At 71.3% G+C, this 21,528-nt stretch carries 18 protein-coding genes; 7 read left to right on the top strand and 11 right to left on the bottom strand.

Annotated elements, in window-relative coordinates:
- Positions 1–33: 33 nt before the first annotated feature.
- From O0S08_RS49845 to O0S08_RS49820, 6 genes are all read right to left on the bottom strand, one after another.
- Positions 34–1,245 (bottom strand): hypothetical protein, encoded by a 1,212-nt coding sequence (locus tag O0S08_RS49845; protein WP_269036626.1) that lies wholly within the window; start codon positions 1,243–1,245, stop codon positions 34–36.
- Positions 1,242–2,288, bottom strand: coding sequence for a tetratricopeptide repeat protein (locus O0S08_RS49840; RefSeq protein WP_269036625.1), 1,047 nt, complete (start codon positions 2,286–2,288; stop codon positions 1,242–1,244). Before O0S08_RS49840 ends, O0S08_RS49845 begins: the two co-directional genes overlap by 4 nt.
- Positions 2,285–2,905 (bottom strand): RNA polymerase sigma factor, encoded by a 621-nt coding sequence (locus tag O0S08_RS49835; protein ID WP_269036624.1) that lies wholly within the window; start codon positions 2,903–2,905, stop codon positions 2,285–2,287. Before O0S08_RS49835 ends, O0S08_RS49840 begins: the two co-directional genes overlap by 4 nt.
- 125 nt (positions 2,906–3,030) lie before the next feature.
- Entirely contained in the window at positions 3,031–4,107 is a 1,077-nt protein-coding gene (locus O0S08_RS49830) for a hypothetical protein (RefSeq protein WP_269036623.1), read from the bottom strand.
- Positions 4,104–4,859, bottom strand: coding sequence for a hypothetical protein (locus tag O0S08_RS49825; RefSeq protein WP_269036622.1), 756 nt, complete (start codon positions 4,857–4,859; stop codon positions 4,104–4,106). Before O0S08_RS49825 ends, O0S08_RS49830 begins: the two co-directional genes overlap by 4 nt.
- A gap of 168 nt (positions 4,860–5,027) precedes the next feature.
- Positions 5,028–5,432 (bottom strand): MarR family winged helix-turn-helix transcriptional regulator, encoded by a 405-nt coding sequence (locus O0S08_RS49820; RefSeq protein WP_269036621.1) that lies wholly within the window; start codon positions 5,430–5,432, stop codon positions 5,028–5,030.
- Positions 5,433–5,657: 225 nt separating this feature from the next.
- Here O0S08_RS49820 and O0S08_RS49815 point away from each other — a divergent pair, with 225 nt between their 5' ends.
- The 3 genes from O0S08_RS49815 to O0S08_RS49805 all read left to right on the top strand — a co-directional run bounded on the left by O0S08_RS49815 (position 5,658) and on the right by O0S08_RS49805 (position 10,176).
- Positions 5,658–6,797: an oxygenase MpaB family protein gene (locus tag O0S08_RS49815; protein WP_269036620.1), complete on the top strand. Its 1,140-nt coding sequence runs from the start codon at positions 5,658–5,660 to the stop codon at positions 6,795–6,797.
- 517 nt (positions 6,798–7,314) lie between these two features.
- Complete coding sequence (locus tag O0S08_RS49810) at positions 7,315–8,661, top strand: MFS transporter (protein ID WP_269036619.1); 1,347 nt, start codon at positions 7,315–7,317, stop codon at positions 8,659–8,661.
- 6 nt (positions 8,662–8,667) lie between these two features.
- Positions 8,668–10,176: an SLC13 family permease gene (locus tag O0S08_RS49805; RefSeq protein ID WP_269036618.1), complete on the top strand. Its 1,509-nt coding sequence runs from the start codon at positions 8,668–8,670 to the stop codon at positions 10,174–10,176.
- Here the strand turns inward: O0S08_RS49805 and O0S08_RS49800 are convergent.
- From O0S08_RS49800 to O0S08_RS49780, 5 genes are all read right to left on the bottom strand, one after another.
- The gene (locus O0S08_RS49800) at positions 10,116–11,354 is read right to left on the bottom strand and encodes a sensor histidine kinase (RefSeq protein WP_269036617.1); all 1,239 of its coding nucleotides are present in this window, start codon (positions 11,352–11,354) and stop codon (positions 10,116–10,118) included. The two genes, O0S08_RS49805 and O0S08_RS49800, sit on opposite strands and share 61 nt — an antisense overlap.
- A 2-nt stretch (positions 11,355–11,356) precedes the next feature.
- Complete coding sequence (locus O0S08_RS49795; protein ID WP_269036616.1) at positions 11,357–11,911, bottom strand: heme NO-binding domain-containing protein; 555 nt, start codon at positions 11,909–11,911, stop codon at positions 11,357–11,359.
- 111 nt (positions 11,912–12,022) lie between these two features.
- Positions 12,023–14,614, bottom strand: coding sequence for a DEAD/DEAH box helicase (locus O0S08_RS49790; protein ID WP_276082581.1), 2,592 nt, complete (start codon positions 14,612–14,614; stop codon positions 12,023–12,025).
- The gene (locus tag O0S08_RS49785; protein WP_269036615.1) at positions 14,611–16,383 is read right to left on the bottom strand and encodes a DUF8614 domain-containing protein; all 1,773 of its coding nucleotides are present in this window, start codon (positions 16,381–16,383) and stop codon (positions 14,611–14,613) included. The genes O0S08_RS49790 and O0S08_RS49785 overlap by 4 nt, the downstream gene beginning before the upstream one ends.
- A 14-nt stretch (positions 16,384–16,397) precedes the next feature.
- Positions 16,398–17,435: an alpha/beta hydrolase gene (locus tag O0S08_RS49780; protein ID WP_269036614.1), complete on the bottom strand. Its 1,038-nt coding sequence runs from the start codon at positions 17,433–17,435 to the stop codon at positions 16,398–16,400.
- Between the two features lie 569 nt (positions 17,436–18,004).
- Here O0S08_RS49780 and O0S08_RS49775 point away from each other — a divergent pair.
- The 4 genes from O0S08_RS49775 to O0S08_RS49760 are packed head-to-tail and all read left to right on the top strand — an operon-like array spanning position 18,005 to position 21,494.
- A complete protein-coding gene (locus O0S08_RS49775; RefSeq protein ID WP_269036613.1) occupies positions 18,005–18,493 on the top strand; it encodes an acyl-CoA thioesterase in 489 nt (162 codons plus the stop codon).
- A 1-nt stretch (position 18,494) separates the two neighbouring features.
- Positions 18,495–19,457, top strand: coding sequence for a class II fructose-bisphosphatase (gene glpX / locus O0S08_RS49770; protein ID WP_269036612.1), 963 nt, complete (start codon positions 18,495–18,497; stop codon positions 19,455–19,457).
- A 5-nt stretch (positions 19,458–19,462) separates the two neighbouring features.
- A complete protein-coding gene (locus O0S08_RS49765) occupies positions 19,463–20,410 on the top strand; it encodes a fibrinogen-like YCDxxxxGGGW domain-containing protein (protein WP_269036611.1) in 948 nt (315 codons plus the stop codon).
- 7 nt (positions 20,411–20,417) lie between these two features.
- Positions 20,418–21,494: a class I SAM-dependent methyltransferase gene (locus O0S08_RS49760; protein ID WP_269036610.1), complete on the top strand. Its 1,077-nt coding sequence runs from the start codon at positions 20,418–20,420 to the stop codon at positions 21,492–21,494.
- Positions 21,495–21,528 lie beyond the last annotated feature (34 nt).

The raw sequence follows: 21,528 nt of genomic DNA, 5'->3' as shown, positions 1-21,528 counted from the left end.
CCGCGATTACAGCCCCCTCTTACTATTTTGTGATCACGGCGGCTGACACTCCGGCGGCCCGATGTACACGTCGTCCACGCTCCAGCCCGCTGCCGGCGGCAGCCCGGGCTCGGGGTGGTGATGACAGAACCTGACCCTCAGCTCCGGATTGAGGAGAGGCGTGATGTCGATCATGTGCGGCGCCCACTCGGGCTCCTCGAACGGCTCGTTGAGGGTCTCGAACACGACGGTCCAGGCCTTGCCGCTCCACACCTCGACGCGCGCGCTCGACGGCTGCTGGAGCGGCAGCTTCACCGCCGACAGCCGGCTCCAGTACATCAGGATCGACGGCTGGACCTCCGGCGGCAGGCCTAACTCCGGGCTGGTCAAGCACGCGTCCGCCGGCAGCGGATCGCCCGGCAAGCAGCCGCCGATCGCCGCGCCCGCGAGCATGTTCTCGCCGTCGGGCGAGTGATCCTCGGGCGGGTCCTCGAAGCCGTTGGCGTCGCAGGCCGAGGGGAGCGCCGGGCCGATCATCCACGGCGGGTCGAACTGCCACAGCCCCGGATCGTTGAAGTCGAACAGGATCACCGGCCCCTGCTTGCCGAGGCACTGCCCCTGGGCGCAGAAGTCCCCGAGGGTGCACGAGAGCCCGTCGTCGCACGGCTCGCCGTCGAGGAACTCGACCGCGCACTTGCCGGAGGCCGGGTTGCAGAACCCCTGCTGACATACGCCGCCGTACCCGCTGCAGTCCCGCAGCGCCCCCGTACATTGACCTTCGAGGCAGAGGTCGCCGTCGGTGCACGGATCGCCGTCGTCGCACTTGTCGCCGTTCAGCTCGGCGTAGACGCACTGCTCCTTCTCGCACAGCGGCTGGCGGCAAACCTCCGCCGGGCAGTCTTCCGCGACCCGACACTGCTGCGGCACGCCGCACAGGTTGTCGATGCACAGGTTCGTGACGCAGTCCCACGGCCCCGCGCACTTCTGCCACGGCTCGCACGCCGGACACGCCGGACCTCCGCAGTCGACGTCGGTCTCGGTCCCGCTGACCACGCCGTCGAAGCACGTCTCCGTCGGGCTCGGCGGCGGCGCGTCGGTCACTGTACTGTCTGTCTCCGAGGACATGGTCGTCGGGACAGTATCGGTGGCCGGGTCGGGCACGCCCGCGCTGTCGTAGAAATCGTAGAGCACGGGCCGACACGCCACGAGCGCCAACCATCCGAGCACCACCCCGCCCGGCGCCGCTCCTGTCGCGCTGCGCCTCACGGTTCACCCTCGAGCACGCGCGCTGCCTGGTGCCGGTGCACTCCGTTGGGGAAGTCGGCCACGTAGTCGCGCCAGCAGGCCGCGCGCAGGGCCTCGTCGGCGCGACGACACAGGCCTGCGCGCGCGTCGTCGGCGTAGCGCCCGCGCGGGAACGCCTGCAGGTACTCGCGCCACAGCGCGACCTCCTGGTCGCCGCCGTGGCGCTGGCGGGCCAGCGAGAACAGGTCGCCGTACGCCAGGTCGGCCGCGCGCGAGCCCGGCGCCAGCCCGGCGATCTGCCGGTACAGCGCCTCGGCCCCGGCCAGGTCGCCCGCCTCCCACTTCGCCTCGGCCTCGCCGTCGAGCCGCCGCAGCCGCTCCACCAGCGACTCGCCCCGCGGCCGCGCCGGGCTCTTCTCGAGCTGTCCTTTCAAACCTGCCTTTTCAGGCATGCCCTTCGGGACATCCTCGGAAAATGCTTCGGGCGCGGGCGCGACCTCGGGTGCGATCACCGGCGCGACCTCGGCCTCGCGCGCGACCGGCCGCGCCCGCTCGACCCGCGTCGGCGCGGGCGCCGGGGCGACCTCGTGCCGCGGCGCGTCCGCCTGGTCGTGAAACGGCGCCTGGTTGGCCGTGTCGGGCCCCATCGATCCGCGCGTCAGCAGCGGGCGAGCGCCGAACGCCAGCGCGCCGATCGCCGCCGCCGCCGCCAGCCACATCCACGGCCGCGTCGCCGATCGCCTGGCCCCGGGGACAGGTACCGGCGGCGGCCCGGCGGCCCGGACCCTCGCGCAGTCGTGATCGATCTCCGCGCGCGCCGCTGCCAGCAGCGCCGCGAATTCGGCCTGCTCGCGCGGCGGCACCCGCCCGCTCGCGTCGCCGCGCAGCTGGGCCACCGGGGCCAGCCCGCGCACCTCGACCAGCGCGGCAGCCGGCACGCGCTTCGGGTCGCGCGCGTGCGCCTCGGCGACCACCGCGGCGAAGTCGGGCGCCAGCAGGTCGCGGCGCATCGCCTCGGCCAGGTCGGTCGCGGCGGCGTCGACGAGGGCGTCGAGGTCCTTCACGACGTCTCCTCCTCCTGCGGCGGCAGCACGCCCCACTCCGCCAGTTGTTTGCGGATCCGCTGGCGCGCCCGGCTGGCCCGCACGGCCAGGTTGCCGCTCGAGATCCCGAGCTGCTCGGCGGCGTCCTCGGGGCTGAGGCCCTCGAGGTCGCGCAGGACGAAGGCGACGCGCAGGTGGTCGGGCAGCAGCTCGAGCGCGGCATACAGCGCCCGCACGCGCTGGCGCTGGTGCAGCGCCCCGTCGGGTGGTTGCGTGCCGGCGTCGAGCGACTTCATCACCTCGAGCCGCGCGTGCGCCTTGGCGGTGCTGCGCTGCGATCGCCAGTGATTGCGCACGACGTTGATCGCCACCCCGTGCAGCCAGGTCGACAGCTGCGAGCGGCCGTCGAAGCCGCCGATCTTCAGCAGCGCCTGGACGAACGTCTCCTGGACCAGCTCCTCGCTGAGGCCGGCGTCGCCGGTGAGCGCGCGGACGTGGCGATAGACCCGCTCGTAGTGGTCCTGGTAGAGCCGCGACCACGCGCTCATCTCTCCGGCCTTGGCCCGCTGGACCAGCTGTTCGGTGCTCGCCCGCTGCGGCGGAGCGGCGGGAGAGGTCGGGCCCGGGAGGGAGGGCACCGGCCGGAGGTGACTGCCGGGGGTCATGCGCTCGGACCGGTGAGCCGCGCGAACGGCCTCGAGATTACAGCCGATCGTACGACGCCGATGCGGACGCCCGCCGGCCGCTCACGAGCGCGCGGCGCTCAGGGCGCGTTGACGCCGCGCAGGGCCGCCGCGTGGGTGGCCACGCCGAACACCGCCGGCGCGCCCCACAGGATGTTGCCGCGGAAGCCGATGTAGAACATGCCGGCCGCCGGCGTGCGCGCCCTCTCGGGCACGTCCTCGCGCGCGAGCGGGCTGTCGAACTGGCCGCCGAGCACGATCGCCCCGAAGCCGCCGAGGCCGATGCCGACGTCGGCGACGAAGCCGATCGGGCTGCGCACGTTGTCGAACCGCCCGTCGGGCTTCTGGATGCCCGCGACCTTGAACGCCAGGCCGCTCGAAAACTCGATCGTCGGCGACCAGCGGGTCCGCTTGAACCAGTAGCGGCCGGCGAAGCCGACGTTGCCCCAGACGTCCTTGCTGTCGCTGGCGATGATGCCGCCCTTGGGGCCGAGCGACACGCGCGTGTACTTGAACGACCCGCGCGACTCGACCAGCGTCGGGATGCTGACCCACACGTCGTACTGCACGCGGGCCGAGCTCCAGCGGTAGAGGTCGCCGGGCGAGGTCACGTCGCCCTGGCGCACGCGGTACGCGTAGCCGGACGTCGCCTGGACCTCGACCACGAGGCCGCAGGTCGGGTCGGCGATCAGGCAGCGCCAGCGCGACTTGCGTTCGCTGGTCGGCGCAGTCGCCTCGAGCCCGTGCCGCGTGCGCAGCTGCTGCATGTCGGACTCGGTGTAGAAGGGCGGCCCTGCCTTCTCTACCGGCGACGACGCGGCGTCGGCGGGCGGTGCGGCGGGGGTCTCGGCCACGGGCACCGGCACCGGCGGCTCGACGGGCGCCGCGGGGACGGCCCCGGTCGCGCTCGGGTCCCACGCCGGCAAGTTGCCCGACTTCGGCGACTGCACCGACGGCGCCGACGAGTCCGCGGCCGTCGTCCCCGACGGCGCGGTCGACGTCGTCGTCGTGGTCGTCGTCCCGGCGGGCGACGTCGAGGTCGACGTCGCCGTCGTCTTCGTCGAGGACGGCGTCTGCACCGGCGGCGGCGCGCTCGTCGGCGTCTGCACCGACGGCTGCGCGAGCGCGAGGGACATGGACAGGAGGAGCGCGCTCATTGCATCGCTCCTCCGGCCAGCAGGCCGAGCAAGACGAGGCCGATCGCCGGCAGCGCGGGGATGGCGTGGGCGCGGAAGCCCGTGACCACCCGCGAGTCGCCGTCGAGGAAGTCACCGCTGACGAAGAACCCGCCCCAGCCGCCCCATCCGGCCGCGACCTCGATGTGCGTGCCGTTGTACCAGCCGACGTAGGTGAGCACCGACGAGCGGACCAGGCCGACGGTGAGGTCGACGTGGAACGCGTTGCGCTTCTGGCTCAGCCACAGCTGGTTGACCAGGCCGAAGCGATACGAGGAGGTGTGCGGGGTCGTCTGCACCACTTCGTCGGGCGCGTCGACCACCGAGCCGGTGTTGGCCATCACGCCGGTGCCGCGCGACCAGCTGGCGATCACGCCGACCGACCACGGGTTCCAGCGCTTGCGGGCCAGCTGCAGCGGGCGGACCGTGAAGCCGCCGCGGAAGTTGTAGTGGGCGTACGGCAGGTCGACGCCGCGGTCGCCGGCGATCCCGTTGATGCCGATGCCGACGTCGACGCTCGCGATCAGGGCCGAGCTGCACTTCGCGTCCTCGACGAAGCAGAACGCCCCCTTGCCGACCGAGAAGCGCGGCGGCGCGGTCGGTGGCGGACCGCTCGCGAAGTGCGACTCAGTCGCCGCCTCCGGCGCGAAAAATGGCCCGTGCTCGGGGGTCGGACCCGATGGCGCGGGGGCGGGCGCCTGAACCAGAGCGAGCAGGAGGACAGCCGTAGTCACCGAAAGGACCCTCAGGATGCAGAACTCGCGCGAGACTTACAACCCACCCGCGATCGGACCTGCAGGGAACGGTCGGAGCGGGTTCTGGACACCCCACCGGCAATTCGCGCATGCTGCGCGGTCACAGGCGAACGACCGCGAGCCCACTGAACGGCGGTCGACCGCCCGTCACTCGCCGCCGAGGCGGTTGGCCCCGCGGGCGATGGCCTTGCCGATCGAGACCCCGAGCAATTCTTCGGCGTCGCGCTGGGCTGCCTCCCACGCCGGCGCGACGTCGGCGATGAGCTTCATCCCCTTCTCGGTGATCTGGATCTCGTGCGAGCGCGCGTCGTCGATGTCGGCCAGCTTGAGCCAGCCGCTGTTGCACATGCGCTCGACGTTGCGACTGACGGTCGACGCGTCCATGTGCATGCGCTGCGACAGCTCGTTCGGCGTCAGCCCCTGCGTCTGCATCACCACGACCAGCGTGTTGAGCTGAGCGATCCGCAGCTCGAACGGGCGCAGCGCGTCGTCGTAGAGCTTGCTGATGGCGCGGTTCAGGATGCGCAAGCGATACGCCGTGCACTCGTCCATGATGCGCGCCGCAATATCACTCACCTGCTTCGTCGCCCGCCGGCCACCCATCGCCGCGACATTGTATAGGAGAGGAATCGCCGGTCAACCGGCGCATATCGAGCGCGAACGGTCGTTCGCGAGCCCAGGCGCGACATCGCTACATGTCTCTTGGGGCATATCGAGAGCGCGGGCTCGCGCCTTCTGCCGTGGACAGGCGGCGCCGGCGGCTCTTACCGTCGCAGCATGAGCGACCTCCGCTGGTCCGACGAGCAGCTCGACCACTTGCGCACGTGCGGTGACTCCGAGGCCGACGACGTGATCCTCGACCTGTTCGCGCGCGGCGACGACGTCGTGCGCGCGATCAACATGCTGATGCGCGACCTCGTCGAGAACAACGACGTGCCGGCGACCTCGCTGCCGGCCGGCGCGCGCGCGTACTTCCTCGCCACCGGCCTGCCGAGCTGGGCCGACGGCGCGCGCATCGAGCTCGGCCAGCGCGTGTTCCACCGCTACGGCCCGCTGATCATCCTCCTGCTCAACACCTACTCGCTGCCGATCTGCTACGCCGCCGCCAAGGGCGCGCAGGTGCTGGTCCGCACCGGCCGGCTGCAGTCGAACCCGCACCGACGGATCGTCGAGACCGCCCAGCTTGTGGTCGACGTCATGGCGCCCGGCGGCCTCGACCCGAGCAGCGACCGCGGCGCCGGCCTGCGCTCGGCGCAGAAGGTACGGCTGATGCACGCGACGATCCGCCACCTGATCCGCCGCGACTCCGGCTGGGACCCGGCGTTCGGCCTGCCGATCAATCAAGAGGACATGCTCGGCACGCTGATGAGCTTCTCGGTCGCCACCCTCGACGGCCTGCAGCGCCTCGGCGTCGAGCTCGCCGACGCCGAGGTCGACGCCTACATGCACACGTGGAACGTGGTCGGCGCGGTCATGGGCCTGCAGCAGGAGCTGCTCCCGCGCGACTACGCCGAGGGCCGCGCCGTCGCCGACCGCATCGGCGAGCGCCACTTCGCCGCCTGTCCCGAAGGCCAGGCGCTCACCCGCTCGCTGCTCGAGATGATGGAGTACCTGGCCCCGGGCACCGCCTTCGACGGGGTGCCGGCCGAGTGCGTGCGCTGGTTCGTCGGCGACCGCGTCGCCGACCTCCTCGCCGTCCCCGCCACCCGCGAGCGCTCGCCGCTCATCGACCTCTGGCGGCTGTTCGGCCGCTTCGGCGACCGCCTCGGCGACCGCTCCGAGACCATGCAGCACGCCGCCGCCCTGCTCAGCCGCGCCTTCGTCCAGGCCCTCCTGCTGGCCAACCGCGGCGGCCAGCGCCTGCCGTTCCACATCCCGACCGAGCTGCGCCAGGTCTGGGGCATCAACTGGCCGTAGCCGCGATCGGCAAGGGAGGCGCCAGGCTCGACGCTCGGAGCGCCGGCTGCCGGGTGCCCGCCGAGCGGCCTGGCCGCCAAGGCCCGGGGAGGCTGCTCGCCGAGACTGCTCGCCGAGCCTGGTCGCCGAGCCTGCTCGCCGAGCTTGCTCGCTGAGCCTGGTCGCCGAGCCTGCTCGCTGAGCCTGCTCGCCAAGGCTCGGGGAGGCTGGTCGCCGAGCCTGATCGCCGAGTCTGGCCGCTCTCGGCAAAAGCACAGGTCGACGGTTGCCGACCATTGCCGTTCTCGGCAACCGCGCTGCTCGACGTCTGCCCGCAGCTCGCCGTTCTCGGCACGCTCTCTCCGGCCCCCACGCCCCACGCTGTGCTGGTCTCGCGACCCGGCGGCCCGGGCGCCGGAGGAGCCTCGCCCGCTCGGCACGAATCACTCCATCCCCTCGGCCTGGCCGGGCGCCCGCCTCGCCGCTGCTTGGAAAACTTGGCCGCGCGCGCGCCTCCCGGTATGACCGGGCGAGCCGCTTGAGCACCGCCGCTGCACCGCCCGACCCGTCCTCGGGGCCCTCCGGGCCGGAGCAGCCGCCGGGGCGTCGCGCCGGCACCGTCGCCTGGACCGCCTCGACCTACTTCGGCGAGGGCATGCCGTGGTCGATCCTCCACCAGGTCGCCGCCGAGTTCTTCACCGCCGCCGGCCTGCCCGCGCGAGAGGTCGGCTTCACCTCGGCCCTGCACTTCACCTCGAGCCTCAAGTTCGTGTGGAGCCCGATCGTCGACCTGATCGGGACCCTGCGTCAGTGGATCGTCGCCACCCAGTTCGGCCTCGGCGTGCTGATGGCGGTGCTCGCGGTGCTTGCCCACAACATGGCCTCGGAGCCAGGTTCTGGCACGGCCGTGATCTGGCTGGTGCTGATCGCCATCGGCCTGTTCAGCGCCACCCACGACATCGCCTGCGACGGCTACTACATGACCGCGCTCGGCCGCGCCGACCAGGCCCGCTACACCGGCATCCGCGTGGCAGCCTTCCGCGTGGCGATGCTGGTCGGCTCGTCCGGCCTGGTGTTCCTCGGCGGCCGCGTCCACTGGCTGGCCGGCTTCGGCCTCGGCGCGCTGCTCATGGTCGTCCTCGCGGTCGCCCACCGCGTGTGGCTCCCGCGGGTCCACGCCGCCCGTCCGGTGCGGCCGACCGGCGACGCAGCGGCCGACTGGCGGGCCCGCGTCGACCACATCCGCGGCGCTTACTTCAGCTTCCTGCTGCAGCCGCGGGCCCTCGTCGTCCTGCTGTTCCTCCTCAGCTTCAAGCTGGGCGACGCGCTGATGTTCGGCATGTCGAAGGTGCTGTTCCGCGAGCTCGGCATCGCCACCCCCGACCGCGGCGTGCTCAACGGCTTCGGCACCGCCGCCAGCATCGCCGGCGCCATGCTCGGCGGCCTGTGGGTCGCGCGCGTCGGCCTGCAGCGCGCGCTGCTGCCGATCGCCCTCATCATGGCGGGCACCCTGCCGCTCTATCTCTGGCTCGCCGCCCCTCGCCTGCCCGCCGACGTCATGCTCGGCCTCGGCGCCCCGCTGAGCCTCGCGCACACGCTCTCGCCGCCGCTGTGGCACGTCGGCACCATCCTCGTCATCGAGCAGCTGTGCGGCGGCCTCGCCACCGCGGCCCAGACGATCTTCATCATGAGCCGCTGCCACCCCGACCACAAGGCGGCCCACTTCGCGTTCGCGACCGCCATCTATTCGCTCGCGCAGACCATCTCGGGCACCTACAGCGGCTTTCTGTACGAGGCCCACGGACCGCTGGTGTACTTCTCGATCGCCGCGGTCGCCTGCATCCCCTGTCTGGTGCTGATCCCGTACCTCCGCCAAAATAGTTGAAGCCGCATGGACCGGGTTGCCCGCAGCACCTTCGACGTCGCCCGCCAGCGGGTCGGCCGCGTGCTCGCGCCGCTGGTCTTCTTCGCCCTGCTGCTCACCCCGACCGGCCTGCCCGCGCCAGCCCACCGCCTGGCGGCGATCTTCGCCGCCACAGTGGTGTTGTGGGTGAGCGAGGCCGTGCCGCTCGGGGCCGCGGCGCTCGTCGCCCCGGCGCTGGCGGTGGCGATGGACGTCACGCCCGCGGCGAAGGCGTTCGCCCCGTTCGCCAGCCCGCTGATCTTCCTGTTCCTCGGCGGCTTCATGCTCGCGCTCGGCCTCAGCGAGCAGGGGCTCGACCGGCGCGCCGCGCTGTGGCTGCTCGCGCGCGACTGGGTCCGCGGCTCGCCGGCTCGCGCGCGCACGGCCATCGGCATCGGCGCGTTCGCCTGCTCGATGTGGATCTCCAACACCGCCACCACGGCGATGTTGATCCCTGTCGCGCTCGGATTGTGCTCGGCGATCCGCGGCGTCGCCCCGCCCGAAGACCAGCCCAAGTTCGACCGCTACGCCGAGGGCACCCTGCTGACCCTCACCTACGCCTGCTCGATCGGCGGCATCGCCACCCCGATCGGCACCGCCCCCAACGTCATCGCCCTCGACTTCCTCGAGCGGCAGGCCGGCATCCAGCTCGACTTCTTCCAGTGGATGAGCTTCGGCTTGCCGACCGGCCTCGCCACCCTGGCGATCGCCCTCGTCTACGCCCACCGTCGCTTCCCTGCGCCGGTCGAGCGGCTCGACCGCCTCACCGTCGAGGTCCGCGACCAGCTGAACAAGCTCGGGCCGATGTCGACGGGCGAGCGGCGGGCCGCCGGCGTGTTCCTGCTCGCGGTCCTCGGCTGGCTCTTGCCCTCGATCCTCAAGGTCATCCTCGGCGCCGCTCATCCGACCGCGCAGTGGGCCGACCGCGGCCTGCAGGAGGGCGTCGTCGCCACCCTCGCCGGCGTCCTCCTGTGCGTGATCCCGGCCGGCAAGCAGCCGGGCGTCGCGGTGCTGCCGTGGGACAAGGCCATGAAGCTCGACTGGTCGACGCTCTACCTGCTGGGCGGCGGCTTCTCGCTCGGCGCCATGATGTTCGACACCGGCCTCGCCGAGGCCATCGCGCGCGGCTTCCTCGGCGTCGCCGGGCCGCTCGCCAGCTCGCCGTTCGGCCTGCTCGCCACCAGCACCTTCCTCGTGCTGTGGCTGACCGAGGTCACCAGCAACGTCGCGACCACCAGCATGATGGTCCCGGTGCTGATCGCCATCGCCCAGGCGGCCGGCATCGACCCGCTGGCGACCACCCTGTGCGTCACCATGGCCGCCAGCTTCGCCTTCACCCTGCCGGTCTCGACCCCGCCGAACGCGATCGCCTACGGCACGGGTCTCATCCGGATCCAGTCGATGGTCCGCTTCGGCGTCGTCCTCGACCTGCTGGGTTACTTCGTGCTCATCGCGTGCGGCGCGCTCTTGCTGCCGGCTCTCGGCCTCGGGCCCTGATTGCGGCCGAGCGGCACCTTCACGGTGAAGCGGGTGCCCATCTCGTGCTCGCTCTCGACGCGGATCGTCCCGCCCATCGCCTCGACGAACCCGCGCGCCAGCGCCAGGCCCAGGCCCGAGCCGCCGAAGCGCTTCCGCAGCGAGCTGTCGGCCTGGTAGAACGCCTCGAACACGCGGCTCTGCTGCTCGGCGCGGATGCCGATGCCGGTGTCGTGGACCACGAACTCGACCTCGCCGTCGTCCTTGAGGTGCACCGCCAGCCCGACCTCGCCGAGCTCGGTGAACTTGCAGGCGTTGCCGAGCAGGTTGAGCAGCACCTGGCGCACCCGCTCCTGGTCGCCGAACAGCGCTGCGTCCTGGTCTTCGGGCCAGACGAGCGCCACGCCGCGGCGCAGCTGCGACAGCACCGTGCCCCGCACCGTGCGCAGCAGGGTCGCCAGCGAGAACACGTCCTCGCGCAGCTCGACCCGCTGGGCCTCGATGCGCGACAGGTCGAGCACGTCGGCGACCAGCCGCAGCAGCTGCTGCCCGGCCAGCTGGATCCGCTGCAGGTCGTCGCGCATCTCCTCCGGCGTCGCCTCGCCGAGCTCGTCGAGCATCAGCTCGCTGTAGCCGAAGATCGCGTTGAGCGGCGTGCGCAGCTCGAGGCTCAGGTTGGCGATGAACGAGCTCTTGGCCGCGGTCAGGTGCTCCGCCAGCTGCTCCGCCGCCTGCAGCTGCTGCGCCTGCCGCCGCAGCTTGTCGGCCAGGATGTTGGCGTCCTGGATCGCCGTCTGCATCGACCTCATCACCACCAGCATCTCGGTGGTCGGGTCGTGCAGCGCGAAGTCCTTCAGCGTCAGGCCCGCGGCGGCGACCTGGCTCATCTCGGTCAGCCACGGCGTGCCGACGAACAGCGCCCCGCCGTCGACCTCGACGATCTCGCCGCGCAGGCGCAGGTCGAGGTCGCGGACCTGCAGCAGCACCACCGAGTCCTTGCGGGCCAGCAGCGCCTTCAGCGACAGCTCCTCCAGCACCGGCCGGTCGATCACGAACCACTCGTCGAACGGCCGGCCCGACACGTCCGCCGCCATCAGCCGGCGCAGCGACCGCCCGAGCTCGAGGATCTGCATCTCCTCGTCGAGGTGGATCGAGAACGGGAACAGCCGCTCACATTGATCGCGAAAAAGCAGCAGCATGGTCACGCCGCCGCCGGTTGGAGTTCGAGGCGAAACAGGTCGAACCCGCCGCGCTCGCGGCCGTGCACGTGCTCGACCGCGATGTCCTCGGCGAAGGTCCGCGCCAGGCCCTTGAGCAGGCCGACCACCATCGGCGCCAGCCCCTCGCGGCTCGAGTGATACTCGAGCTCGAGCGCCTGCGGCCCGGCCTCGCGGACCACGAAGCTCGGCGGCCGCAGCTTGGCGAAGCTGAGGCCGACGCGCGCGTGCATGTTGTCGAGGTTGGCCACGAACTCGCGCAGCGTCGCGCCGAACATCGGCAGCAGCTCACCGTAGCCGTGGCGCGCGGTGAACAGGATCCAGTGCTCGCCGACCGCCTCGAGCACCACGTCGATCGGCGCTCCGAGCACCTCGCTGGCGGCGTCGACGAGCTTGTAGGTCAGCTCGTCGGGGTAGGTCTCCATCGACACGAAGCCCGGCGCCTGCACCCCGGCGCGCGCCTGGATCTGCGCCCACGTGTGCTCGCCGTAGTGGGAGCACACCAGATCTTCGACCGCCTTGTTGACGAGACCGTACATCCTGTCGCCTCCGCGGACGCGCCGGCGCCCTGCTCGAGTGTCGGTCAAACAGCGGGCCCGGGGCAACGCGGGGACGGGCGGGGTGACACGGAGCGAATGTCGCGCCGAGACTCACACCGCGATCGCACGCACCTTCACCAGCGGACCCTCGGGGAAGCCGTCACCGCGCAGGTCGACCTCGCCCTCGATGTGCCACAGGTTGTCCTCCTCGGGGTCGACGAGCACCTGCGTGACCCGCCAGACCTGGTCGGCGACCGGCTCGATGCGCGTGTACTTGGGGAACCGCGCCCCGTGGTCGAAGCGCAGCGTCGGGTACTCGGCGTAGTACTCGGCCATCGCCTGGGCGAACCGCTCGGGGGTCCACGGGTCCTCAAGGTCTGCGCGCGTGCCGACCGCCGCGTCCTCCCAGTCGCGCTCGGCGAGCGCGCGCACCAGCGCGTGCATCTCCGCGCGCACGCGCGCCGCGAACGCCTTGGGATCGGCCGACAGATCGCGCGGCCCGACGGGCGCGGCTTCGCCCTCCGACACCGGCGGGTGCAGCATGCGCTCCCACTCCTGCAGGAGGCTGGTGTCGACGTGCTCGAACATCGCCCGCAGGAAGCCGATCACGTCGTGCACCTCGTCGGTCTTGGCCGCGTCGGGCACCGTCTGCACGAGGAGCTTGTAGGCCTGCATCAAGTAGCGCAGCAGCACGCCCTCGCTGCGCTGCAGCCCGTACTCCTTGACGTAGTCGTTGAACGCGACGTAGCGCTCGACCATGTCGCGGACCACCGACTTCGGGCGGATGTTCTCCTGCCCGACCCACGGGTGCACCGCCGAGAACTCGTTGAACGTGTCGTAGATGAAGTCGGCCAGCGGCTTGGGGTACGAGACCTTCTCGAGCTCCGCCATCCGCTCCTCGTACTCGACGCCGGCCGCCTTGAGCTCGCCGATCTTCTCCGAGCGGGCGCGGTGCTCCTGCGCCTGCAGCACCACCTGCGGGTTCTCGAGCAGCGACTCGACCAGCGACACCACGTCGAGCGCGTAGGTCGGCGAGTCCTGCGGCACGCGGCCGAGCGTGTCGAGCAGGTACAGCGACAGCGTGTGGTGGAGCGAGAAGTCCTTCTGCAGGTGCTCGTCGAGCCGGACCGCGCGGCCGCCCCCGCCGTCCTTGCGCGCGTCGAGCGGCACCAGCTTGACGATCCCCGCCTTGCGCAGCGCCCGGAACAGCGTCGCCGCCTCGCGCCGGTGACGGGTCTTGGCCCGCGCCTCGTCGTGCGCCGCCGCGATCAGCTCGACCAGCCGGCGGTAGCCGCCGCCCCACGCGTTGGTGTTGGCCGGCGACTGGATCAGGCTCAAGATCATCCCGAACGACACCACGAACCGCGACTGCAGCGGCTCCGGGTCGCGGCCTAACAGCTTCTCGAACGTCGACCTGTCCCAGGGGACATACCCCTTCTCGGGCGGCTGCCGGCGCACGAACTTCTTCTTCTTCGGGTCGGCCGCCGCCTTGGCCTCGAGCCGCTTGTTCTCGATCACGTGCTCCGGCGCCTGGCACACCACGTAGCCGTGATCGTCGAAGCCCTTGCGCCCGGCCCGCCCGGCGATCTGCTTGAAGTCGCGGGCCCCGAGGATCCGCGTCTGCTCGCCGTCGTACTTGCACAGCTTGGTGAACAGCACCGTGCGGATCGGGATGTTGACCCCGACCCCGAGCGTGTCGGTGCCGCAGATCACCCGCAGCTTGCCCTGCTGCGCCAGCTTTTCGACCAGCAGGCGGTACTTCGGCAACAGCCCCGCGTGGTGCACCCCCACCCCGTGCTTGAGGTAGCCCTGGATCTCCTTGCCGTACGGCGTGTCGAAGCGGAACCCCGCCATCGCCTCGGCGATCGCCGCCTTCTCCTCGCGCGAGCACAGGTTCGTGCTCATCAGGTTCTGCGCCTCCTCGGCGGCCTCGCGCTGGGTGAAGCTGACGATGTAGATCGGCGCGCGCCCGCGGTCGAGCAGGTAGCCGATCGTCTCGTGCAGCGGCGACTCGCGGTACTCGAAGTCGAGCGGCACCGGCCGGGTCGCCGAGCGCACCACCGCGACCTCCTGCTTGGTCAGCCGCTTGAGCCCGTCCTCGACCTTGGTCGTGTCGCCGAGCGTCGCCGACATCAACAAAAACGTCGTGTACGGCAGCGCCAGCAGCGGGATCTGCCAGGCCATCCCGCGATCGCGGTCCCCGTAATAATGGAACTCGTCGAGCACCGCGTCGTCGACCGGCGCCATCCGCCCGTCGCGCAGCGCCATGTTGGCGAGGATCTCCGCCGTGCAGCAGAGGATCGGCGCGTCGCGGTTGACGCTCGCGTCGCCGGTCATCATGCCGACGCGGTCCGGCCCGAACTCGCGGCACAGCGCGAAGAACTTCTCGCTGACCAGCGCCTTGATCGGGCTCGTGTACACGCTGCGGCGCCGGCGGGCCACCGCCGCCAGGTGCATCGCGGTCGCCACCAGCGACTTGCCCGAGCCGGTCGGCGTGTTGAGCACCACGTGCTTGCCGGCCAGGAGCTCGAGGATCGCCTCCTCCTGCGCCGGGTACAGCTCGAGCCCGGTCTCGGTGACCCAATCCAAAAAACACTCGAGGATCGCGTCCGACGAGGTGCTCTTGTCGGGCTGCTCGATCAGCTTGGCCGCGAACTCCCGCAGGCTGCGCGGGCCGGCGACGATGTTGTCGGCGGCGGTCACTGCGGCAGGATCTCGCCGGCGAGCGGGTAAGAGGGGCGGATGTCGACCGGGATGGTCCCCAGGCGATCGAGCGCGGCCTGCAGCAGCGGCGTGATCTTGCCGTGCTCGTCGAGCAGCTTGTCGGCCGCGGCCTTGTCGCCGCTGTGCTGGACCAGGCAGATGTCGCGCACCAGGTCGCCGATCGCCGCCTCGAGCTTGGCGAGGTCGACCTTGAACTTGCCGCTCGCGCTCTCGGGCGTCACCGCGCCGGCGGCGAGGAAGCGGTTCAGCTGCAGCGCCGCCCCGCGCCCGTGCGCCTCGGCCACGCCGAAGCGGGCGCTGCGGAACAGCCCCGCGAAGTACGACAGCAGCACCTTGTCCTTCAGCTCGGCCGCGAGCTCGCCCTTCTCGATCATGTAGAGCACGTTGTACGCGCCCATCACGTCGGCCTTGGCCTCCTCGAGCGGCGAGTAGCTGGCCCCGAGCGCGACCCGGACGTCGACCTTGTCTGCCTTCCCGTCCTTCGCCTCGCCGCCGACGAACGCCGGGCCGAGGCTGTGCGACAGCTCGTGGAACAGCACCTGCAGGAAGAACGCCTCGCCGGACAGCGACGCGACGTGATCGGCGTGCAGCACCTCGTTGCCGATCGGGCGCATGATGGCCTCGAATTTGGTCTCGATGAGGTTGCGCAGCAGCACCTTCTTGGCGCCCTTCTCGGCGCGGACCCGCTCGTCGTTGGGCAAGTTGAACGCGATCGTCTGCACCGACTTGCGCGCGTCGCCGGCGGAGAACACCAGGTCGACCACGCGGATCGGGCTCTCGCTGCCGCGCCGGGTCTTGACCTCGTCGGGGATCGGCAGGTGCTGCTCCATCTCCGGCAGGTACTTCTTGTACTTGGCCAGCGCCGCCGAGGCCTTGGGGTCGCTGACGGTGACGAACGCCTCGAAGCTGGCCTTGAGGCCGAGCAGCTCGTCCTCATAGGTCTCGTAGGGCCCGATGGTGATCTCGACGACGCTGTCGAGGTCCATCCAATCCTTGTCCGACTGATAATAGTCGTCGGTGCGGAACGCCTGCGCGCGCGAGCGCAGGAACTTCGTCAGCGACCTGTTCTTCGTCAGCTTGGCCGCGTCCTCGAGCGCCTTCGCGGCGGGGCCCAGCCACTCGCCGTACTCGGCGCTGTAGGGCCGCGCCTCGAGCTTGTCACCGACGCGAGCGATCACCGTCGTCAGGCTCTCGAACGCCGCCTTGTCCTCCGGATGATCCGCGACCCACTTCTTGAAGGCGTCGGCGCCGAGGTCCTCCGGATAAAAGCCCGCGCCGGGCGGGTGCGCCAGAGTGGTCGCGAACGGCGCGTAGTGCTCCTGCCGGTCCCACGGCCCGCGCATCACGGTGAAGTAGTCGAGCTTGATGACGCCGAGCTCGCTGGTGTCCTTCTCGAGCTCCGCCCGCAGCGCCGGGTTGCCGGCCCACGTCTGGCGGTCGAAGATCGGGTCCATCAGCCGCGCCGCCTCGATCAGCTTGTCGAGCGCCGCCTTCTCCGCCGGCGGCAGCGCCGACACGTCGGTCTTCAGCGGCGACGTCACGAACTGATCGATCTTCGCGCGCAGCAGCTCGGCCTGGGTCGGCACCTTGACCTCCGGCTTCTTCGGCGCCGCCTTCGCCGCCTCCGCCTCGTCCTCCGCGTCCTTTGCCGGCGCCTTCGCCACCGGCCTGTCGCTCTTGCTCACGTCGGGGTTCTGGCACGCGGCGAGCGCGAGCGCCACGAAGATGGTCGAGCGGACAGGCGGCATGGGCCCGCAGGATACTACCCGGGGCCGGCCCCGTCGAGCGCGCGCCACAGGTAGGGCAGCGACACGTCGAGGCGGTAGCTGGTGTTCGAGTGGTCGTCGGGGAACTCCTCGTACACGTGCGGGATGCCGTGCGCCGACAGCCGCCGCACCAGCGCGCGCGCGCCGAAGTGCGCGAGGAACTGGTCGCGCGAGCCCGCGTCGATGAACAGACCGTGGAGCCGGCGCAGGTTGGCCTGCACCTCCGGCGCCTCGACCATGCGCAGCGGGTCCCAGCGCAACCACCGGGCCCACGCCTCGGCGTCGAGCTCGCACGTGTGCAGGTCGACCGGCAGCCGCACGCCCATGAACGCCGTCGGGTCGGGGTCGTACGTGGCCGCCATCGCCAGCAGCATCAGCGGCAGGTGGTCGCCGCCGCCCCACTTCGGCGAGGCCGCGAACGTCTTTAAAAAACCTTCGACCCCGCCGTGGCGCGCCAGCGCGGACACCAGCTTGGGAAAATCTGGCCGATAGACCAGGTCGAAGTTGCAGTCGCCGGCGTGACAGCCGACCGCCCCCCACGCGTCGGCGCGGCGCATGCCGTGGACCAGCGCCCCGTAGCCGCCGCTCGAGTGGCCGAACAGCGCCCGCCCCGCGCGCCCCGGCTTGACGCGAAACTCGCGCTCCAGCCGCGCCGGCAGCTCGTCGGCGAGGAAGTCCTCCCACCGGCCGAGCGCGCTCGAGTTGATGTACTGATTGCCGCCCAGCGCCGTGAAGCAGTCGGGGAACACGCCGATCACCGGCCCCATCGCCCCGCTGGCGATCAGCCGGTCGAGCCGCTGCGGCATCGACTCGCCGAACCCGGTCCACCCGAGCCGCTTGAGCCCCGAGCTGCTGTAGCCCGCGAGGTCGACGAAGATCGGATAGCGCTCGTTGCCGCGGTCGTAGCCGGCGGGCAGATACACCGCCACGGCCCGCGACGACGGGTCGCCGACCACGTTGGCCGCCAGCGCTGGCGAATCGATCTCGACGGTGACTGTGGTGCCGCGCGGCTGGGCGTAGTTGTGGATCGGCATGTCGGCGCCGCGAGAATACACCGCGCAGGCCCGCCCGTCGACCAGGCGGGACCGCCCAGGCCCGCCGCCGCGGCTTCACGGCCAACGCGATCATCTGTCTAAAAAAACATGTCCTTATAGACATCTCGAAGATCAAGCCATTATGGCCGCCACCCGCCGTCGAGCAGCGATTCATCCCATCACCGCGCATTGCTCGGAGTGCACGGAGCTCGCGGAGAGCATCCTCCACGATCCCCGCGATCCACTCGCCCGTTGTAGAAATCTTCCCCGCGAGGCGGCGCGAGCGGCCGGCCTGAGCCGCGAGCGGGCGGCCGGCGCGGCGTCGAGGTCGTCGGTCCTCGGCGAGCACCGCGTCCGCTCGGGCGTCGGCCGCGACAGCTCCCGCCCGCGACCCGCGGTCGTGCGTCGCGAATTCCTCGCAAGCCCGGCCGCAAATGGCCGCTCGGTCGCCGTTCCAGTCGTTTTTCCCTTTTCTAAAGAAATTCTGCCGTCGCGCTCGCACGCGACCCGACTCACGTCCCGGGCGGTCCCGCTCGTGGGCCGGGCGGTTTACCCTCGCGCCGCTCGTCATGGCGCGCACTCCCCGGCTCACCCGTTCGCCTGCTCGAGAGCTACGGCTCGGCGTCAAGTTGCGGGTCATCTACGCCGACACCGACCAGATGGGAGTCGTGTACCACGGCACCTACGCCCGCTATCTCGAGGCGGCGCGGGTCGAGTTCATGCGCGACGCCGGGCAGACCTACGCCGACGTCGAGGCGGCGGGTTACGCCTTGCCGCTGACCGACTTGCAGATCAGCTACCTCTCGCCGGCGCGGTACGACGACATCCTGTCGGTCATGGTCGGCGTGGTCGAGATCGGCTACGCGCGGCTCATCCTCGGCTACCAGGTCCTCGTCGCGCCGGGCGATCGCAGGGGCCTCGAACAGCCGCTGACCATCGCCTTCGCCGAGACCTGCCACTGCTGTATCGCCCGCGCCGATGGGCGGCCGGCGCGTTTTCCTGGCCCCTTGCGGGCCGCCCTCGCCAATCTGACCCCCGAGCCCGAAGGAGACGACTGACATGGACCGCACCCTCGTCCTCGAGTACACCCGCGTCACCGAGGCGGCAGCGATCGCCGCCTCGACCATGATCGGCCGCGGCGACCGCAACGGCGCCGACGCGGCCGCGGTCAAGGCCATGCGCGAGGCGTTCGAGCGCGTCGCGGCGCGCGGCACCATCGTCATCGGCGAGGGCGAGCGCGACGAGGCGCCGATGCTCTACATCGGCGAAAAGGTCGGCCCCTCCGACCCGACGCTGCCCGAGGTCGACATCGCCGTCGACCCGCTCGAGGGCACCAACCTGTGCGCCAACGGCTTGCCCGGCGCGATCACCGTCCTCGCGGTGACCGACCGCGGCCTCCTGCTCAACGCGCCCGACTGTTACATGATGAAGATCGCCTGCGGCCCCGAGGGTCGCGGCAAGATCTCGCTGTCGAAGTCGCCGCGCGACAACCTCTACACCCTCGCCGCCGCCAAGGGTCGGCGGCCCGACGAGCTCACCGTCGTCGTGCTCGACCGGCCGCGCCACGAGAACCTGGTCACCGAGCTGCGTGAGGCCGGCGCGCGGATCCACCTGATCACCGACGGCGACGTCGCGCCGGTGGTCGCCACGTGCATCCCCAAGAGCGGCATCGACATGGTCTACGGCATCGGCGGCGCGCCCGAGGGCGTGCTCGGGGCCGCGGCGATCCACTGCATGGGCGGCGAGTTCGTCGGCAAGCTGGTGTTCCGCTCCGACGACGAACGCAAGCGGGCCATCGCCATGGGGCACAAAGACCCCGATCGGGTGTTCGGCGTCGAGGATTTGGTCCGCGGCGACGTCATCTTCGTCGCCACCGGAGTCACCGGGGGCCCCCTGCTGAAAGGTGTGCGGCGGATCGGCGATCGCATGCACCTCCAGAGCCTGGCCATCCGCAGCAAGACTGGCACAATCCGCTGGGTCGACACCTCGGTCGACGCGCACCGCTTCCTGAACGAGCACTGAGCCACATGTCCTCCAAGACCTGTCTCTTCGTCACCACCCTGGTCTTGCCCGGGCTCCTCCTCGGCTGCGTCGACCCGGCCGTCCAGGGGAACACCGACACCGAGGACCCGACCGACACCAGCTCGAGCGGCGAGCCCGACACCGCCACCGGCGTCACCGAGCCGACCACGACGAATTCGGTGATGACCTCGGACACGCTGTCGACCAGCACCACCGACGCTCCGGAGGGCTGCGCCGACGGCGAGAAGAACAACGAAGAGACCGACGTCGACTGCGGCGGCGGCACCTGCGGCCCGTGCGACAGCGACGCCGCCTGCGTCGACAACAGCGACTGCAAGTCGGGCAATTGCGACGCCGGCACCTGCGCCCCGCTGCTCGCCAGCTGCCTCGCCCTGCACGAGGCCAAGCCCGACCTGCCGAGCGGCACCTACCCGCTCGACCCCGACGGCGACGGCCAGGCCGCCGACTTCGTCTGCGACATGGAGCCCGACAGCCCGGGGTGGACGCAGGTCCTCGCCGACTCGCGCGGCACCTGGGACCCGGTGGTCGAGGGCGAGTGCGGCGAATTCGGCGCCATGATGGGCCCGTTCGGCACCGGCGACGTGCTCGCGCTCGCGGCCACCGCCGCGTCCGTCCCGCACACCGAGCTGCGCGTGAACGCCGAGGCGGTGATCATGGACTCGTGGGACGCCTTCACCGGCGAGCAGCTGATCATCAAGCTGGGCGACACGGAGATCTTCACGCAGCTGTGCGACGCGGCCTCGTCGTTCAGCTGCAACCAGGAGAGCGACGTCTGCGGCGACGGCGAGTCCCCCGACGGCCTGCTCCCGGTGAGCACCAACGCGGCCGCCCACGACGGCGACGCGATCGCCCTGAGCTTCACCAGCAACCTCGACGAGCCGATCGAGGACGAGTCGTGGGGCCTCCGCGCCGTCACCGTGTTCGTCAAGTAGCGCCCGCGTGACCCACTTCCTCTTCTGCGTGTGCCAGCTCGGCGCCGAGCCGGCAGTCAAGGCCGAGCTCGCGACCCTGCGCCCCGAGCTCCGCTTCGCCTACAGCCGGCCCGGCCTCGTCACCTTCAAGTCGCCCTCGCCGGTCGCCCCCGACGCCCCGCTGCCGGCGGTGTTCGTCCGCGCCTTCGGCGCCTCGCTCGGCCCCGCGGAGGGCCCGGCGCAGGTCTTCACAATGCTCTCCGGGACATGTCCCGAAGGCCAGCCCGTGCGCCTGCACGTGTGGGAGCGCGACGTGACCCGCCCCGGCGAGGAGCCGCACGGCTTCCGCTACGGCCCGCGCGCCGCCGAGGTGCGCGCGGCCTTGCTCGCCGCCTGGCCCGAAGGACAGCACCCGCTGCTCCCGGGCGAGGTCGCGGCCGTCGGCGACCGCGTGCTCGACGTCATCGTCGCCGAGGACGAGCCGTGGTGGGTCGGCCACCACGTCCACGGCCCCGGCCACTCGCCGTTCCCGGGCGGGCGGATCGCCGTCGACATGCCGCCCGAGGCCCCCTCGCGGGCCTATCGCAAGCTCGAGGAGGCCCTGATCTGGTCCGGCGCTCCGGTGCGCGCCGGCGACGTCGCCGTCGAGATCGGCAGCGCCCCCGGCGGTGCCAGCTACGCCCTGCTGCGCCGCGGCGTCACCGTCTACGGCATCGACCCCGCGCTCATGGACCCGGTCGTCCTCGACTACCGGGGCCCCGCCGACAATCGCTTCATCCACCTGCACCGCCCGATGAGCATGGTCCAGCGCGCCGACCTGCCGACCGCGCTGCACTGGGTGCTGATGGACGTGAACCTCGCCCCGCAGGTCGCCCTCATCACCGCCCGCCGCCTCGCCGCCCGCCCCCGCCACGCGCTTCACGGTGTTCTCCTCACCCTCAAGCTCGACGACTGGCGCGCCGTCCGACACATCCCCCGCCTGCTCGCCTCGATCGGCGCCATGGGCATGGAAGAGGTCAAGGCCACGCAGCTGCCCAGCAATCGTATGGAGCTGTTCGTCTGCGGCCTCACCCGCGCCGGTCGCCAGCGCCTCACCGGCCCTTGAGTTCGTCGCTCGCCGGCGCGGCGGTGGTGTATTT

It is taken from the genome of Nannocystis punicea, assembly GCF_026965555.1.
Classification (GTDB): Bacteria; Myxococcota_A; Polyangia; order Nannocystales; family Nannocystaceae; genus Nannocystis; species Nannocystis punicea.
Note: the sequence above shows the minus strand (reverse complement) of the source record. Positions and strands in the feature narration are given on the sequence as shown.